The organism is Antiquaquibacter soli (genome assembly GCF_030580675.1).
Lineage (GTDB): Bacteria > Actinomycetota > Actinomycetes > Actinomycetales > Microbacteriaceae > Rhodoglobus > Rhodoglobus soli.
The window spans coordinates 178,648-194,449 of sequence record NZ_JAUQUB010000001.1 but is presented as its reverse complement, the minus strand read 5'-3'; the positions used below and the strand labels follow the sequence as shown (position 1 = coordinate 194,449).

Below are 15,802 nucleotides of genomic sequence, written 5' to 3'. Positions count from 1 at the left end.
TCCGGATGCTCGCTCCTAGAAGTCGTAGGCGACCGAGCAGGTGTACTCCGACGCCGGCTGCCCGTGCACGCCCTCGAGAACAGGGAGTCCGCTCGTGTCCGCCGGCGGGGCGCTCGGGTCGGGAGCGGGGGCGTTCGGGTCGGCCGTGGAGCCCCCGTTCTCGGTGTCGGAGAGCACGAACGGCTGGTCGGCGGCAATGTACGCCATGAGCTGCGCCGCGGCCTCCTCGTTCGGCTGCACCTTGCCCTCGTACACCCCGGACCCGCCCGTCGAGCCCGGGTACTGGACGAACGTGATGCTGTCGACCGGGATGTCCTTCAGGGCGAGGGCGATCGACGTCATGGTGGGGATGTTGCCGAGCGTCGACGAGAGCTGCATGTTCGACAGTGCCGCGCTCGCGAGGTTGTAGATCTTCGTCGGGTCCGAGAGCGTGCCCTCCGACTGCAGCTTGCGCACCAGGGAGGAGAGGTACACCTGCTGCGAGGAGATGCGGGTGAGGTCCGAGCCATCCCCGACCCCCGCTCGAGAGCGGAGGAACGCGAGCGCGTCGATGCCGGTGAGATCGTAGGTGCCCGCCTGCGGGATGACGAGGCCGGTGTTGGGGTCGTCGATGGCGCCCGTGAAGCAGACCGGCACGCCGCCGATCGCATCGGCCATCGCGATGACGCCGGTGAAGGTGATCATGCCGGCGAACTGGATCGGCAGGCCGGTCAGCTCGCTCACGGTCTGCACCGCGCACGGCAGCCCGCCGTACGAGAGAGCGGTGTTGATCGGCTCCGTCGAGTACGGCTTCGTGTAGCCGTCGTCGTCGGTGCACTCGGGGATGCCCACCACCATGTCGCGCGGAATGGAGACCGCCACGGCGTTCGTCTGGTCCTGCGAGACGTGCAGCAGGATGTTGACGTCGTTGAGGGTGCCCTCGTCGTCCTCGAAGTCGCCGCCGATGCCGTTCTGGCCGAGGCGAGTGTCGGAGCCCACGATGAGGATGTTGAACCCGCCCTCGATCGCCCCGATCTGGGGCAGCGGGGCATCCGAGGGGTTGATCACGATCGAGTCGATCTTCGAGGTGAGGCTGTTCACGACGACGCCCGCGACCGCGGCCGTGCTGACGAGCACGACCGCGAGGGCGGCTCCGACGATCGACAGGATCGTCGCCCACGCGCGCGAACGCGGCAGCTGCCCGTGTCGTGCGAGGGTCTTCGACGGGTCCGTCGCCGATCGCCCCGACCGGGGCCGCAGGTCGCTCATGCCACTCCCTCCCGCGCGAAGCATCCGCGCGAAGCAGCTAGCGACGGTAGCCGTCGAGGCTGGGAGTTAGCGGCTAGAACGCTGCCAGAACGGATGCCGCGCCATCGTCGAGGTCGGTGCCGGTCACCTCGCTCGCGACGGCGAGCACCTCCTCGGGGGCCTGGCCCATCGCGACGCCGCGCCCCTCGGCCGACGCCCACTCGAGCATGTCGATGTCGTTGCGGCCGTCGCCCATCGCGAGCACTCGGGAGCGCGGGATGCCGAGGAGCCCGCGGACGCGCTCCAGGGCGGTGGCCTTGTTGATGCCGTCGGGGGCGATGTCGAGCCACGCCGTCCAGCCGACGTTGTAGCTGACCTTGTGGAGTCCCATCCGTTCCACGACCGAGAGGAAGTCCTCGATCGCGTGCTCGGGCGAGATCACGACGACGCGGGTAGCCGTGTCGGTGAGGAGCTCGTCGAACTCGACCTTCTGCGAGACCGCCCCGAGCGCGCCATCCGGGAAGTACCCCGTGTAGCGGTAGTGGCCCTCCTCGTCCTCGACGGCGTAGTTCGCCGACGCCAAGTTCTCGCGGATCGTCGAGAGCACCTCGCGCGGGTTGAACGTCTCGACGTGGAACCGCCGGTAGCCGAGCGTCGCATCCTTGTCCCGCTGCAGGGTGATCGCGCCGTTCGAGCACACCACGTACTCGGGCTCGATGCCGAGCCTCTCGAGGATCGGCAGCGTCATCGCGACCGAGCGGCCCGTCGCGAGGGTGACCTCGTGCCCGGCATCCCGCACTCGCGCGACGGCATCGATCACCGGCTCACCCATGCTGCCGTCCTCGCGGAGCACCGTTCCGTCGATGTCGAGGGCGATGAGCCAGCGCTCGGCGGCGGGGGCGGCGCTGCTCATCGGGCGAGGACCTCGAGGCCGCCGAGGTAGGGACGCAGGGCATCCGGCACCACCACGCTGCCGTCGGCCTGCTGGTGCGTCTCGAGGATCGCGACGAGCCAGCGCGTCGTCGCGAGCGTGCCGTTGAGGGTCGCGACGGGCGCGGTCTTGCCGCTCTCGGTGCGGTAGCGGATGTCGAGCCGGCGGGCCTGGTAGGTGGTGCAGTTGCTCGTGCTCGTCAGCTCGCGGTAAGTGCCCTGCGTCGGCACCCACGCCTCGACGTCGAACTTGCGGGCGGCGCTCGAGCCGAGGTCGCCGGCCGCCACGTCGATGACGCGGTAGGAGAGGCCGCACGCCTGCAGCATCGCCTCCTGGAAGGAGAGGAGCCGCTCGTGCTCCGCCTCCGCGTCCGACGGCCCCACGTAGCTGAACATCTCCAGCTTGTTGAACTGGTGCACGCGCAGGATGCCGCGGTTGTCCTTGCCCGCGGAGCCGGCCTCGCGGCGGTAGCACGTCGACCACCCCGCATAGCGGAGGGGTCCGTCGCTCAGGTCGAGGATCTCGTCGGAGTGGTACCCGGCGAGCGCCACCTCGCTCGTGCCCGTGAGGTAGAGGTCGTCGCCCTTGTCGAGGTGGTACACCTCGTCGGCGTGCTCGCCGAGGAAGCCCGTGCCCGACATGATCTCGGGGCGCACGAGCGTCGGCGTGATGAGCGGGGTGAAGCCGTGCTGGAGGGCGGTGTCAAGGCCGAGGTTCATGAGCGCGAGCTCGAGGCGCGCGCCGAGGCCCTTCAAGAAGTAGAAGCGGCTGCCCGAGACCTTCACTCCCCGCGCGATGTCGATCGCATCGAGGAGCTCGCCGATCTCCGCGTGGTCGCGGGGCTCGAAGTCGAAGGATGCCGGGCTCCCGTGCTCTCGGACGAGCACCCAGTCGTCCTCGCCGCCCGCGGGAACGCCGTCGATGGGCACGTTGCCGAGGGCGCCGACGATCCTCGAGAACGCGTCCTCGGCATCCGTCACCGCCTGCTGCGCCGCCTTCACTTTCGCGGCGAGCTCCTGGGCCTGCGCGACGAGCGCCGCCTTCTCCTCCTTGGGGGCGGCGGCGACCGTCTTGCCGAACGCGTTCTGCTCGGCGCGCAGCGACTCGAACTCGCCGATTCGCGCGCGTCGCTCGGCGTCGGCGGCGACCGCGTCATCCACGAGGGCGACGGATGCCCCCCGCAACTCCTGCGAACGCCGGACAGCATCGGGATTCTCGCGCAGCAACTGGGGGTCGATCACGCACCCAGCCTACCCAGGGAGGGACTACGGTTAGGTTCGTGGCGAACCCTCAGGACGGGCAGAAGAAGCCGATCGCCGCTGTCGTCTACAACCCCATCAAGGTCGACGCCGAGAAGCTCAAAGCCTCGGTGACGTCGGCGGCGGAGGACGCGGGTTGGGGTCAGACGGCGTGGTTCGAGACGACTGAGGATGACCCGGGCCAGGGCATCGTCGCGTCCGCGGTGCGGCGCGGCGCCTCCGTGGTGCTCGCTGCGGGGGGCGACGGCACGGTGCGAGCCGTCGCCGAGGGACTGCGGGACACGGGCATCCCGCTCTGCATCGTCGCGAGCGGCACCGGCAACCTGCTCGCCCGCAACCTGGAACTGCCGCTCACCGACCTCGACACCGCGATCGCCGCCGCGTTCACCGGTGAGGACCGCGTCATCGACCTCGGCATCTCGGAGATCACGCGGGCCGATGGCTCGACCGAGGAGCACGCGTTCCTGGTGATGGCGGGCCTGGGGCTCGACGCGAAGATGATCAAGAACACGTCGACGAAGCTCAAGAAGGCGGTCGGCTGGCTCGCCTACATCGACGGCATCGCGCGGTCGCTCCCGGAGCTCAAGCCCGTGCGCGTGCAGTACAGCCTCGACGGCGGGCCGCAGCGCGCCCTCAGCGTGCACACGATCATCATCGGCAATTGCGGCGTGCTGCCCGGCGGCTTCCTCCTCATGCCCGACGCGGAGCCCGACGACGGGATGCTCGACGTCGCCGCCCTCCGCCCGCAGGGGCCGTTCGGCTGGGCGAAGGTGTGGCAGAAGGTCGCGTGGGAGAACGGGGTGCTGCGCAAGTCCGCCCTCGGCCGCAAGCTCATCGACCTCTCCAAGGACGCGCGGGATGTCACGTACCTGCGCACCCGCGACATCACCATGACCGTCGCGACGCCGCAGGAGTTCCAGCTCGACGGCGACGAGTTCGGCGAGGCGAAGACCGTGCGCACGTGGGTGGATGCAGGGGCCCTCACCGTGAAGGTGCCCGCGGGCTCCTGAGCGCGGGCACGTGCCGCGCCCGCTCAGCCCGCGCTACCGCACAGCCCACGAGTGTTCCGATTTTGTCGGAATAGTCGCCCTCATAGCGACCAAATCGGAACACTCGGCGCGGTAACTGTGCAGAGCAATCCTCGCGAGGCTGCCCGGTCGGACAGGGTGTACCCATGCGTCTACCCCAGCCCCTCCCTCCCCTCCCCGAGCAGTTCTCGACGTCTGCGGCGATGGAGTCCGGGGTCTCGGCTCGTCGCCTTCGAGCGCGGGATCTGCATTCCCTCCACGGGCTCCGTCACGCGGGCGAGCGGCCCCCGACCGTGGAAGAAAAGTGCCGGATGCTCGCCCTGCGCATTCCCGCGCACGGGTTCTTCAGCCACTCAACAGCGGCACTGCTCTGGGGAGCGCCCCTCCCGTGGGGTCTGGAGTTGGAGCCGAAGGTGCACGTTTCTGTGGCGAGCCCAGCCGCCCGGCTCCACTCGCGCGACGTGATCGGACACCGGCTCGACATCGTCGATTCCGACGTCACGACGTGGGGCGGTCTCCGACTGAGCTCTCCGGCGCGGACCTGGGTTGATCTCGCGACCCAACTCGGTCTCGGCGACCTGGTAGCCGTGGGCGATTACCTGATCCACCACCGCGCCCCATTCACCGATCGGGTCGAGCTAGCACGGCTCATCGCGCGGTCTGAGGGCGCCCGCGGTATCCGCCTCGCGCGGGAAGCGCTCGCGCTGCTGAGCGAACGCGCGGAGTCCCGCCCGGAGTCGCTATTGCGGGTCATCCTCGCCAGGTCCGACCTCCCGACTGCGGAGATAAACCACGTCCTGGTGGATACCGACACCGGCCAGCAGACGAGGCCGGACTTCCTGTTCCGCGACCAACAGGTAATTCTCGAGTACCAGGGCGACTATCACCGCACGCGGGCTCAGTGGCGACGGGACATGACGCGTCGGACCCGCCTCGAGGCACAGGGCTGGAAGGTCGTCGAGCTCAACGCCGACGACTTGAGGGACCCCGCGGAGCTCGTGACGCGGATCCGGGCACTGCTGGCCCGCTGAATCGCGAATGTTCCGATTTGGTCGGAATGAGGGCCGTTATTCCGACCAAATCGGAACACTCGCGCGTATGGCAGGGACAGCTAGTGCGCGGAAGGCTCGCCCGCGATGAGGCCGCGCAGCCAGTCGCGCGCCTCCACGAACGACTCGTTCGAGTAGCGGTTCGTCACCGTGATGGCCTGCTTGTCGGCGCGCGGGTAGCTGCCGAGGAACACCACGTTGGGTGAGAAACGCTTGAGGCCGAGGAGGGCGTCCGCGACCCGCTCGTCGAGGATGTGGCCGTCGAGGTCGATGACGAACCGGTAGCGTCCGAGCGCATCGCCGATCGGGCGCGATTCGAGCAGCGACATGTTGACCCCGCGGGTGGCGAACTGCTCGAGCATCTCGAGCAGGCGGCCGGCCGTGTCATCCGGCAGCTCGGCGATGATGGAGGTCTTGTCGGCACCCGTCGGCTCCGGAAGCGCGGTCGTCCGCGAGACGAGCACGAACCGCGTGACGGCGTTGGGGTTGTCGCCGATGCCCTCGGCGAGCACGGTGAGGTCGTGGTGGTCGGTGATGCCGGGCGGCGCGACCGCGGCATCCGCCGTCGAGCCGTCGAGGAGGGATGCTGCGGCCGCGACGTTCGACGTCGCCGGGATGTGCCCGTGGCTCGGCAGTTCGCGCTCGAGCCAGCGGTGCGTCTGCGCGTAGGCGACCGGATGCGCGTTCACGACCTTCACGTCCGCGAGCGCGGTGCCCGGCCTCGCGACGAGCACGAAGTTGACGGGAACGAGGTACTCCCCGACGATCCGCAGGTCGGGGATCGTGGCGAGCGCGTCCTGGGTGGCGCTCACCCCGCCTTCGATCGAGTTCTCGATCGCGATCATGGCCGCGGTACTGCGTCCCGACGTGACGTCGTCGAGCGCCTCTCCGACATTGTTCACCGGGCGCCAGGCCTTGCCCGCGGCGGCCTCCACCTGCTTGAGCGCTGCCTCCGTGAACGTGCCCGCGGGACCCAGGTAGGAGTAGGTCTCTGCGGGGTCGGAGGCTGCGGGCATGTGGTCGAGTTTATGGCCCCGGTGACAGACTGGGCGCATGAACGATCGCGCAGGGACGCCGGCCACCTCAGACGACCTCATCGACGTGCACGCGCTCGTCGCGGCGTACTACAGCGGGGTGCCTGATGTCTCGATCCCCGAGCAGCGCGTCGTGTTCGGTACGAGCGGCCACCGCGGCTCCTCCCTCGATACGGCGTTCAATGAAACGCACATCGCCGCGATCACCCAGGCGATCGTCGAGTACCGGGCGGGGCAGGGCATCCAGGGGCCGCTCTTCATCGGCAAGGACACGCACGGGCTCTCGCGACCCGCGGAGACGACCGCCCTCGAGGTGCTCGAGGCGAACGGCGTGCGCGTGCTGGTCGACGAATTCGACGACTGGGTGCCGACTCCGGCTCTCAGCCACGCGATCATCGCCTACAACGCGGCGCTCGGTGCGGATGCCGCCGAGAGCGAGCGCGCCGACGGCATCGTCATCACCCCGAGCCACAACCCGCCCCGCGACGGCGGCTTCAAGTACAACCCGCCGCACGGCGGCCCCGCCGACTCCGACGCGACGACGTGGATCGCGAACCGCGCCAACGAGCTCATCGCGGCCGGCAACAAGGACGTGCGGATGTCCGAGCCGAGCGCCGTGGAGACCTACGACTACCGCTCCGCCTATGTCGACGATCTGAAGAACATCATCGACATGGACGCGATCGCGAGTGCGGGCATCCGCATCGGGGCCGACCCGCTGGGCGGGGCGAGCGTCAACTACTGGCAGCTCATCGCGGAGCGCTACGGGCTGGATGGCACGGACGGCCGCTCGCAGCTGACCGTCGTCAACCCGCTCGTCGACCCGGCGTGGGGCTTCATGACCCTCGACTGGGACGGCAAGATCCGCATGGACCCGTCGTCGCCGAGCGCCATGGCGTCGGTCGTCGCCCGGGCCGGCGAGTTCGACATCCTCACGGGCAACGACGCCGACGCCGACCGGCACGGCATCGTCACCCCGGACGGCGGGCTCATGAACCCGAACCACTTCCTCGCGGTGGCGATCCAGTACCTCTACACGCACCGCCCCGACTGGCGGCCGGATGCGGCGATCGGCAAGACCCTCGTGTCGAGCTCGATGATCGACCGGGTCGCGGCATCCCTCGGCCGTCGGCTGTGGGAGGTGCCGGTCGGCTTCAAGTGGTTCGTGCAGGGTGTCGTCGACGGCAGCGTCGGCTTCGGCGGCGAGGAGAGCGCGGGCGCGAGCTTCCTGCGGCGGGATGGCTCGGCCTGGACGACCGACAAGGACGGAATCCTGCTCGCCCTCCTCGCGAGCGAGATCCGAGCCGTCACCGGCAAGTCGCCGTCGCAGCTCTACGCCGAGCTCGTCGCCCAGTTCGGCGACCCGGCGTACGAGCGCGTCGATGCCGCGGCGACGAAGGAGCAGAAGGCGCGCCTCGGCAAGCTCAGCGGCGAGGCGATCACGGCGACGACCCTCGCCGGCGAGACGATCACGGCGAAGCTCTCACATGCCCCCGGCAATGGCGCGGCGATCGGCGGGGTGAAGGTCGTCACCGAGAACGCGTGGTTCGCGGCGCGCCCGTCGGGCACGGAGGACGTGTACAAGATCTACGCGGAGTCGTTCCGGGGCGTCGAGCACTTGCGAGAGGTGCAGGCGGAGGCGAAGAGCATCGTGGATGCGGCGCTCGCGGACTGACCGTCAGTAGGTCGGCGCGGGCGGCAGCCCGAAGAACTCCTCGAGGGTCGTGACCCCGGTGTTGTGCATCTCGGTGGCGAGCTCCACCCCCACGTAGCGGAGGTGGTACGGCTCGTACTCGTAACCGGTGATGGGGGTTTTGCCGTCCGGGTAGCGGACGATGAAGCCGAAGCGGTAGGCGTTCGCGGCGATCCACTGGGCGTGCGGCGTCGCTCCCCAGCACGGCTCGAGGGCGCATCCCTGATCCGGGAGCGCGTTGACGTCGATCGCGAGGCCCGTCTGGTGCTCGCTGTGGCCGGGGCGGGCGCTCGTGAGGTCGGCGCCTTCCTGGCCGAGGCTGTCGACCCACCCCTGGTACACGCTCACCTGGGTCGAGTAGCTGCGGTACGCGCTCTGCGCTTGCAGCTGCAGACCGGTCTCGGCGGTGATCGCCGCGAACATCTGCACGACGGCGTCGGACGCCGCCTGCCGCAGGTACGGCTCGTTGATGTACGGCACCGGGACGGCGACGAGGTCGACGGCCTCGTAGTCGGGGATCATGAGCGGCCGCTGCTTGTTGACGACGACCCAGTAGCTCGCCGGGTCGTCGATCGACTGGGCGGTCTTGTCGAAGCCCGCCGCGACGGGAGTGGGGGTCGGGGTCGGCGTGGGCGTCGCGCTGGGGGTGCGCGACGGCGTCGGCGTGGGCATGGGCGCGGGCGGGCTCGGCTGCAGGAGCGCGACGACCGCGACCGAGAGTCCGACGACGACCACGAGGGCGACGCCCGCGATCACGAGCGCGCGACGGCGGCGCACGGCGCGCGAGGGGCGGGTGCGGGGGCGCAGCTCGGTCGACACCCGTCGAGTTTAGGCGAGCGGCCCGATTACGGGATGCTCCAGAAGTACACCTGCGCGTTCGCGTGCCCCTGCGAGTCGAGCGCCTCCTCGATCGTGCGGTAGGTGCTGTCGAGGTTGTGGCCGACCATCGCGATCTCGGTCGCGCCATCGACGGTGTCGACACTCGACACGACCTGCGCGTGGTCGAGCGATCCGTCGCCCTCCCAGTCGAAGAGCACGACGTCGCCGATCTTCACGTCGCCGATGCGGTCGAGACCCATCCGCACCGCGCCGTACTCGGGATGCCCGGCGAGCCACTCGTCGAACGAGGGCACGTGCACGAACGCGGGTGCCCAGTCCTCCTGCGCGTCGTTGAACCACTCGTCGGTGACGGTCCACCCGCGCGCGACGAGGGTCTGGCTCACGAAGTTCTGGCAGTCCCCGCCCCACGCGTTGAAGTCGCCGTAGTACGCGGTGTTGTAGGAGTTCCAGTGCGCGAACGCGTACTCGAGCTGTCGGTCGACAGCGGTGAGAGTGCGGTAGGTGTAGTCGAACTCGGCGGCGGTGCCGAGCGAGTCGACCACCTCGATCGTCACGGTTTCGCCGTTGACGTAGGTCTCGGAGTGCGGGACGGCGAAAACCACGGTGTCGTTGGACTGGGACAGGAGCGGGGCATCCGACCCGCCGACCTCGATGGCGGTGACGTCGGACAGTCCGCCGCCGGTGATCTCGACGGTCTCGCCGCCGACGAGCGATCCCTCGGTCGCGGAGACGGAATCGACGTGCACGGGGTCGAGGCCGACGAGGCGCGCGGCGGCGTCGAGCGTGGAGCCGGTGCATCCGGTCAGCGCGACCGCCGCGACGGCGGCAGCGAGCACGAGGGAAATCCGGCGGAAAGACATCGCCATCCACGGTAGGCGCGGGCTTCACGGCGGTGAAGGCCGACGTCGGGATTCCCACCGGATCCATAGGTTTGCATGGAGTTGTGAGGATGCCCCGACATTGCACGAAGGCTGCGGCGGGTGTAACTTTGCACTCTACGCAAATTTTTCAGAAGGCAGAACTATGTCCAGTGCCCCCTCCCGCGGCCAGCAGCAGGCGCAGGCGATCGCCGACGCTGGCGGCGTCATGACCCACCGCCAGATCCTCTTCGTCATCTTCGGCCTCATGGCCGGCATGTTCCTGTCGTCCCTCGACCAGACCATCGTGGGCACCTCGATGCGCACGATCGCCGACGACCTCGACGGCCTCAGCCTCCAGGCGTGGGTCACCACCGCCTACCTCATCACCTCCACGATCGCGACGCCGATCTACGGCAAGCTCAGCGATATCTTCGGGCGCCGGCCCCTGTTCCTCATCGCGATCGGCATCTTCCTCGTCGGCTCGGTCGCCGCCGGCTTCGCCGACTCGATGTACCAGCTCGCCGCGTTCCGCGCCCTGCAGGGCCTCGGCGCCGGCGGGCTCATGGCGCTGCCGCTCGCGATCATGGGAGACATCCTCGCCCCGCGCGAGCGCGCCAAGTACCAGGGCTACTTCCTCGCGGTGTTCGGCATCTCGAGCGTCATCGGCCCGCTCGTCGGCGGCCTCTTCTCGGGCACTCCCGAGATCCTGTTCGTCACCGGGTGGCGCTGGGTCTTCCTGATCAACCTCCCGATCGGCGTTATCGCGCTCGCGATCGTGCTTCGGTTCCTCCACATCCCGCACACGCGACACTCCGTGCGCATCGACTGGTGGGGCGCGGCATCCGTCGTCATCGCCCTCGTGCCGCTGCTGCTCGTCGCGGAGCAGGGCCGCGAGTGGGGCTGGGACTCGCCCGGCGCCATCGCCTGCTACGTGATCGGAGCCCTCGGCATCGTCGCGTTCATCGTCGCCGAGCGCCTCATGGGCGACGACGCCCTCATCCCGCTGAAGCTCTTCACGCACCCCACCTTCTCGATGGTGACCGTGCTCGGCGTGCTCATCGGCTTCGGCATGTTCGGCGCGATGATGACCATTCCGCTGTACCTCCAGCTCGTCAACGGGGCCACCCCCACGGAGAGCGGCTTCCTCATGCTGCCGATGATCCTCGGCCTCATGATCGCCTCGATCGCGAGCGGCCAGATCATCGCGCGCACCGGCCGCTACGGGATCTTCCCGAAGATCGGCACCGCGCTGCTCGCGGTCGGCTACCTGTGGCTGACATTCCTGACGGCCGAGAAGCCGGTCGTCTGGATCATGACCGGGATGTTCATCATCGGGCTCGGCCTCGGCCAGCTCATGCAGACGCTCACCATCGCGTCGCAGAACTCGGTCGGCCCCCGCGACATCGGGGTGGCGACCTCCTCGAGCACCTTCTTCCGCCAGATCGGTGGAACGCTCGGCGTGGCCGTGCTGTTCTCGGTGCTCTTCACTCGTGTCGCTGACACGATCTCGGCCGCCTTCAGCCGCACCGACACGCTCACGAACGCCCTGGATGCCGCACTCGACCCGTCCGTGGCGAACGACCCCGCCAACGCCGGCGTCATGGACACGGTGTGGAGCAAGGTCGTCGACCCGATCGTCGCGAACCTGCCCGCGGGCGTCGACCTCTCCGACGCCACGGTTCGCGCCGGCATCGTCGACCAGGCGGTGCCGACGGTTCAGGATGCTCTCGCCAGCGGTAGCGCGGACACCAGCCAGCTCGGCGACTCCCTCAACGGCGACACGTCGTTCCTCACGGGCGCCGACCACCGGCTCACGGCGCCGTTCCTGGACGGGTTCAACGACGCGACCGTCACCGTGTACTGGGTGGGCCTCGCGGTCGTGCTCATCGCGTTCGTGCTGAGCTTCTTCCTCAAGACGCAGCCGCTGCGCGCGAAGTCGGCGCTGCAGGAGAACGCCGAGAACGAGGCGGCCATCGCGGCGCAGCTCGCGGCCGCGGAGGCGGGAGCGCTCGTCGCTCCGAACGCCGACACCTCGGACATCGAGCTGCCCGACGTCGAGGCGTCCAGCGCCGAGGCATCCACGCCCCCGAAGCGGTAGGAGCCCAGGTCGGGCTCCGAGCCCGCCCGCCCCTTTCCGTTTCCGACTTTCCCTTTCCCTTTCCCTTTCCGAAACGCTTTCCCTCTCCCTTTCCGAAACGACGGAGAATGCCGCGCGCTCGATCCGGGTGCGCGGCATTCGCCGTTCTCCGCCCCCCATCTCCGTCGTTTCGGAAGTGGCACGGGGTGCGAGGGAGTGTGGGCGGGCGCTGCGCGAGCGGGAATGCACGCGCCGAGCGGGGATGCGCGGGCCGGGACGGGGATGCGCGGGCCGGGACGGGGATGCGCGGGCCGGACGCGCCGCGTTCCGGGATGAGATTTCCGCGAGTTTTTGAAACGTTCCTCCCCAGCAACGGCGCGGGAGTAAGCGCTTGCAGTCGTGGGAGCGCTCTCACCCAGTACTTGACAGGGTTCAGACGGGCTCCTTAGTCTGTGCTCGACCCCGTGGGAGCGCTCCCAAGAACGAGCTTGGGAGCGCTCCCACCACACCTACGGGGTCGGCACCATCACCCATCCACGCACACAAAGGAGTGACCGTGAGAACATCACGACGCACTATCGCCGCGGCCGTCGCCGGCGCGGCAGCCTTCGCCCTCGTCGCCACCGGTTGTTCGCAGGGAGGTGGCACCGACCCGAACGAGCCGGTCACGCTCACCCTCGCGACGTTCAACGACTTCGGCTACACCGACGAGCTGCTCGCGCAGTTCACGGAGGAGACCGGCATCGAGGTCGTCCACAACAAGGCGGCGACGTCGAACGACGCCCGCGCCAACTACTTCCAGAAGCTCGGCAAGACCGGTCTCGCCGACGTCGAGGCCGTCGAGATCGACTGGTTCACCGAGGCCATGCAGTACGCCGACCTCCTCGCGCCGGTCCCCGCCGACCTCCAGGGCCGCTGGCTCGACTGGAAGGAAGCCTCCGCGACCGACTCCGCCGGCAACCTCATCGCGTACGGAACCGACATCGGCCCGCAGGGCATCTGCTACCGCTCCGACCTCTTCGCCGCCGCTGGTCTCCCGACCGACCGCGCCGAGGTCGCCGCCCTCTTCGACGGCGACTGGGACAACTTCTTCGAGATCGGCGCCCAGTACAAGGCAGCCACCGGCAAGCCGTTCATCGACTCGGCCAACTCGGTGCTCCAGGGCATCGTGAACCAGTACGAGCTCGCGTACGAGGACCCGGACGGCACCATCATCGCCACCGAGAACCCCGACATCCGCGCCGCGTACGACGCCGTCGTCGAGAAGGCCGTCCCGATCGCGGCCTACTCGGGCCAGTGGAGCGAGGACTGGTTCGCCTCCCTCGCGTCCGGCGAGTTCGCCGTCATGCTGTGCCCGGGCTGGATGCTCGGCGTCATCTCCGGCAACGCGCCGGAGACCACCGGCTGGGACATCGCTGACGCGTTCCCGGGCGGCGGCGGAAACTGGGGCGGTTCGTACCTGACCGTCCCGGCCAACGGCAAGAACGTCGAGGCGGCCCAGAAGCTCGCCGCGTGGCTGACCTCCCCCGAGGTCCAGCTCCAGGCGTTCGCGAACGCGGGCACGTTCCCGAGCCAGGTCGAGGCGCTGGCGAGCGACGAGCTCGCCTCGGCGACCAACGAGTACTTCAACAACGCCCCCACCGGTGAGATCCTCACCGACCGCGCGAACGCCATCACGGTCGCGACGTACAAGGGCCCGCAGTACTTCCAGTTCCACGACGCGCTCCAGAACGCCGTCACCCGCGTCTTCGATGGACTCGAGGACCAGGAGACGAGCTGGAACACGTGGGTGACTGAGGTCTCCGCCTTCTAGTGCACCACCCGGGGTGCGGGTCGTCCCCCGGCGACCCGCACCCCGATCCTTTCCCCTCGACCGCGCCGGACCGAAAGCCGAACCATGAGCACCGCCGCCCTGCCGACCGACAAGCCGGTCCGCGTCCTGTCGTTCTCCCAGCGACTGAGCAAGTGGGACCTCAAGGTCTCGCCCTACCTCTACATCTCGCCGTTCTTCATCATGTTCGCGATCGTCGGGCTCTTCCCCATCGCGTACACGGCGGTCATCTCCTTCATGGACTGGGACCTGGTCCGCAACAACGGCACGTTCATCGGCTTCGACCAGTACATCTGGATCCTCCAGCAGCCGCACTTCTGGACGGCACTGCGCAACACGTTCAGCATCTTCCTGCTCTCGACGGTGCCGCAGCTGATCCTCGCGATCTTCATCGCCGCGGTCCTCGACCGCAACATCCGCGCCAAGACGTTCTGGCGCATGGGAGTGCTGCTCCCCTTCGTCGTCGCCCCCGTCGCCGTCGGCCTCATCTTCAACGTGGTGTTCGCCGACAACTTCGGGCTCATCAACGGCATCCTGGGCGATCTCGGGCTGCCGGGCATCCAGTGGCACAAGGAGCCGTTCTGGAGCCACATCGCGATCGCCACCATGGTCAACTACCGCTGGACCGGCTACAACACGCTCATCCTCCTCGCGGCCATGCAGGCCGTGAACCGGGACTACTACGAGGCCGCGACCGTCGACGGCGCCGGACCGATCCGCCAGTTCTTCAGCATCACGCTCCCGTCGCTGCGCCCGACCCTCATCTTCGTGATCATCACCGCGACGATCGGTGGTCTGCAGATCTTCGACGAGCCGCGCGTCTTCGACCAGTTCGGTCGCGGTGGCGCGGGCCAGCAGTGGCTCACGATCACCCTCTACCTGTACGACATCGGGTGGGGCCAATGGAACTTCGGCCGCGCCGCCGCGATGGCCTGGATCCTGTTCATCATCATCGTCCTCATCGGACTCATCAACCTCCTCATCACGCGATCGCTCGTGCGGGATGAGGGACGTCGCGGGGCGCCCGTGTCCCGCCGCCAGCGCCGGAAGGAGGTCGCGCGATGAGCTCCACCACTCCTCCCCTCGCGATCGTCGAAGAGAGCATCCCCAACGCCGGCAAGCGCCGTCGCGGCGAACGCACCATCCGCATCCGCGGTGCCCGCCCCGGCTTCTGGACCTACGCGATCCTCACGACGGTCTTCATCAGCGCCGCGTTCCCGCTCTACTGGTCGTTCGTGATCGGCTCGGGCGACTCGTCGTCGCTGCGCGAGCGCCCCTGGTGGCCGGGCGGCAACTTCATCTCCAACGCGATCACCGTGATGACCAACCCGGCCGTCAACTTCTGGCCGGCGCTGTGGAACTCCATCTACTCGTCGTTCCTGATCGCCGCCGCCGTCGTGCTCACCTCGACGCTCGCGGGCTGGGCGTTCGCGAAGCTGCGCTTCCCAGGCGGACCGGGGATGCTCGCCTTCGTGGTCGCCACGATGGCGGTGCCGCAGCAGCTCGGCGTCGTTCCGCTGTACATCCTGTTCTCGGAGCTCGGCTGGACCGGCCAGATCGGCGCGATCATCGTCCCCGCGCTCACGAGCGCGTTCGGTGTGTTCTGGATGACCCAGTACCTGCGGCAGTCGGTGCCCGACGAGCTCATCGAGGCCGCTCGCGTGGACGGGGCATCCATGATCCGCACGTTCTGGACGGTGGGCGTGCCCGCCGCCCGCCCGGCCGCGGCGATGCTGTTCCTGTTCACCTTCGTGGGAGCGTGGAACAACTTCTTCTGGCCGTTCATCGTGCTCGACCCGCAGAACCCCACGCTGCCGGTGGCGCTCTCGCTGCTGCAGTCGAACTATTTCGTCGACTACTCGCTCGTTCTCGCGGGGGTCGTGCTCGCCACGATCCCGCTGTTGCTGCTGTTCATCTTCGCCGGCAAGCAGCTCGTGAGCGGCATCATGGCCGGCGCCGTCAAGGGCTGACGC

13 protein-coding genes are annotated in these 15,802 nt (G+C 68.8%); 7 read left to right on the top strand and 6 right to left on the bottom strand.

What is annotated here, in order from left to right; all coding sequences use genetic code 11:
• Window positions 1–15: 15 nt before the first annotated feature.
• The 3 genes from Q5716_RS00890 to serS all read right to left on the bottom strand — a co-directional run bounded on the left by Q5716_RS00890 (window position 16) and on the right by serS (window position 3,399).
• A complete protein-coding gene (locus Q5716_RS00890) occupies window positions 16–1,248 on the bottom strand; it encodes an LCP family protein (protein ID WP_305001207.1) in 1,233 nt (410 codons plus the stop codon).
• Between the two features lie 73 nt (window positions 1,249–1,321).
• Complete coding sequence (locus Q5716_RS00885) at window positions 1,322–2,140, bottom strand: HAD family hydrolase (RefSeq protein ID WP_305001206.1); 819 nt, start codon at window positions 2,138–2,140, stop codon at window positions 1,322–1,324.
• A complete protein-coding gene (serS, locus tag Q5716_RS00880; protein WP_305001205.1) occupies window positions 2,137–3,399 on the bottom strand; it encodes a serine--tRNA ligase in 1,263 nt (420 codons plus the stop codon). The genes Q5716_RS00885 and serS overlap by 4 nt, the downstream gene beginning before the upstream one ends.
• A 38-nt stretch (window positions 3,400–3,437) precedes the next feature.
• On the opposite strand from serS, the gene Q5716_RS00875 reads away from it, so the two are divergent.
• On the top strand, window positions 3,438–4,427 hold the full coding sequence (locus Q5716_RS00875) for a diacylglycerol/lipid kinase family protein (RefSeq protein ID WP_305001204.1): 990 nt from the start codon (window positions 3,438–3,440) through the stop codon (window positions 4,425–4,427).
• 164 nt (window positions 4,428–4,591) lie between these two features.
• Entirely contained in the window at window positions 4,592–5,476 is an 885-nt protein-coding gene (locus Q5716_RS00870) for a DUF559 domain-containing protein (RefSeq protein WP_305001203.1), read from the top strand.
• Between the two features lie 80 nt (window positions 5,477–5,556).
• Here the strand turns inward: Q5716_RS00870 and pheA are convergent, their stop codons facing one another.
• Window positions 5,557–6,510: a prephenate dehydratase gene (gene pheA, locus Q5716_RS00865; protein WP_305001202.1), complete on the bottom strand. Its 954-nt coding sequence runs from the start codon at window positions 6,508–6,510 to the stop codon at window positions 5,557–5,559.
• A 37-nt stretch (window positions 6,511–6,547) separates the two neighbouring features.
• On the opposite strand from pheA, the gene pgm reads away from it, so the two are divergent.
• Complete coding sequence (gene pgm / locus Q5716_RS00860; protein ID WP_305001201.1) at window positions 6,548–8,203, top strand: phosphoglucomutase (alpha-D-glucose-1,6-bisphosphate-dependent); 1,656 nt, start codon at window positions 6,548–6,550, stop codon at window positions 8,201–8,203.
• A 3-nt stretch (window positions 8,204–8,206) separates the two neighbouring features.
• On the opposite strand, the gene Q5716_RS00855 is transcribed toward pgm, so the two are convergent.
• The gene (locus Q5716_RS00855) at window positions 8,207–9,040 is read right to left on the bottom strand and encodes a M15 family metallopeptidase (protein WP_305001200.1); all 834 of its coding nucleotides are present in this window, start codon (window positions 9,038–9,040) and stop codon (window positions 8,207–8,209) included.
• Window positions 9,041–9,066: 26 nt separating this feature from the next.
• Window positions 9,067–9,921, bottom strand: a complete 855-nt coding sequence (locus Q5716_RS00850; protein ID WP_305001199.1) for an amidase domain-containing protein — start codon at window positions 9,919–9,921, stop codon at window positions 9,067–9,069.
• A gap of 226 nt (window positions 9,922–10,147) precedes the next feature.
• Here Q5716_RS00850 and Q5716_RS00845 point away from each other — a divergent pair, with 226 nt between their 5' ends.
• The 4 genes from Q5716_RS00845 (at window position 10,148) to Q5716_RS00830 (ending at window position 15,799) form a co-directional block, all read left to right on the top strand.
• Window positions 10,148–12,019: an MDR family MFS transporter gene (locus Q5716_RS00845; RefSeq protein WP_305002942.1), complete on the top strand. Its 1,872-nt coding sequence runs from the start codon at window positions 10,148–10,150 to the stop codon at window positions 12,017–12,019.
• A 529-nt stretch (window positions 12,020–12,548) separates the two neighbouring features.
• Window positions 12,549–13,811, top strand: a complete 1,263-nt coding sequence (locus Q5716_RS00840) for an ABC transporter substrate-binding protein (RefSeq protein WP_434056573.1) — start codon at window positions 12,549–12,551, stop codon at window positions 13,809–13,811.
• 84 nt (window positions 13,812–13,895) lie between these two features.
• Window positions 13,896–14,894, top strand: a complete 999-nt coding sequence (locus Q5716_RS00835) for a carbohydrate ABC transporter permease (protein ID WP_305001197.1) — start codon at window positions 13,896–13,898, stop codon at window positions 14,892–14,894.
• Window positions 14,891–15,799, top strand: a complete 909-nt coding sequence (locus Q5716_RS00830; RefSeq protein ID WP_305001196.1) for a carbohydrate ABC transporter permease — start codon at window positions 14,891–14,893, stop codon at window positions 15,797–15,799. The genes Q5716_RS00835 and Q5716_RS00830 overlap by 4 nt, the downstream gene beginning before the upstream one ends.
• Window positions 15,800–15,802: the final 3 nt, after the last annotated feature.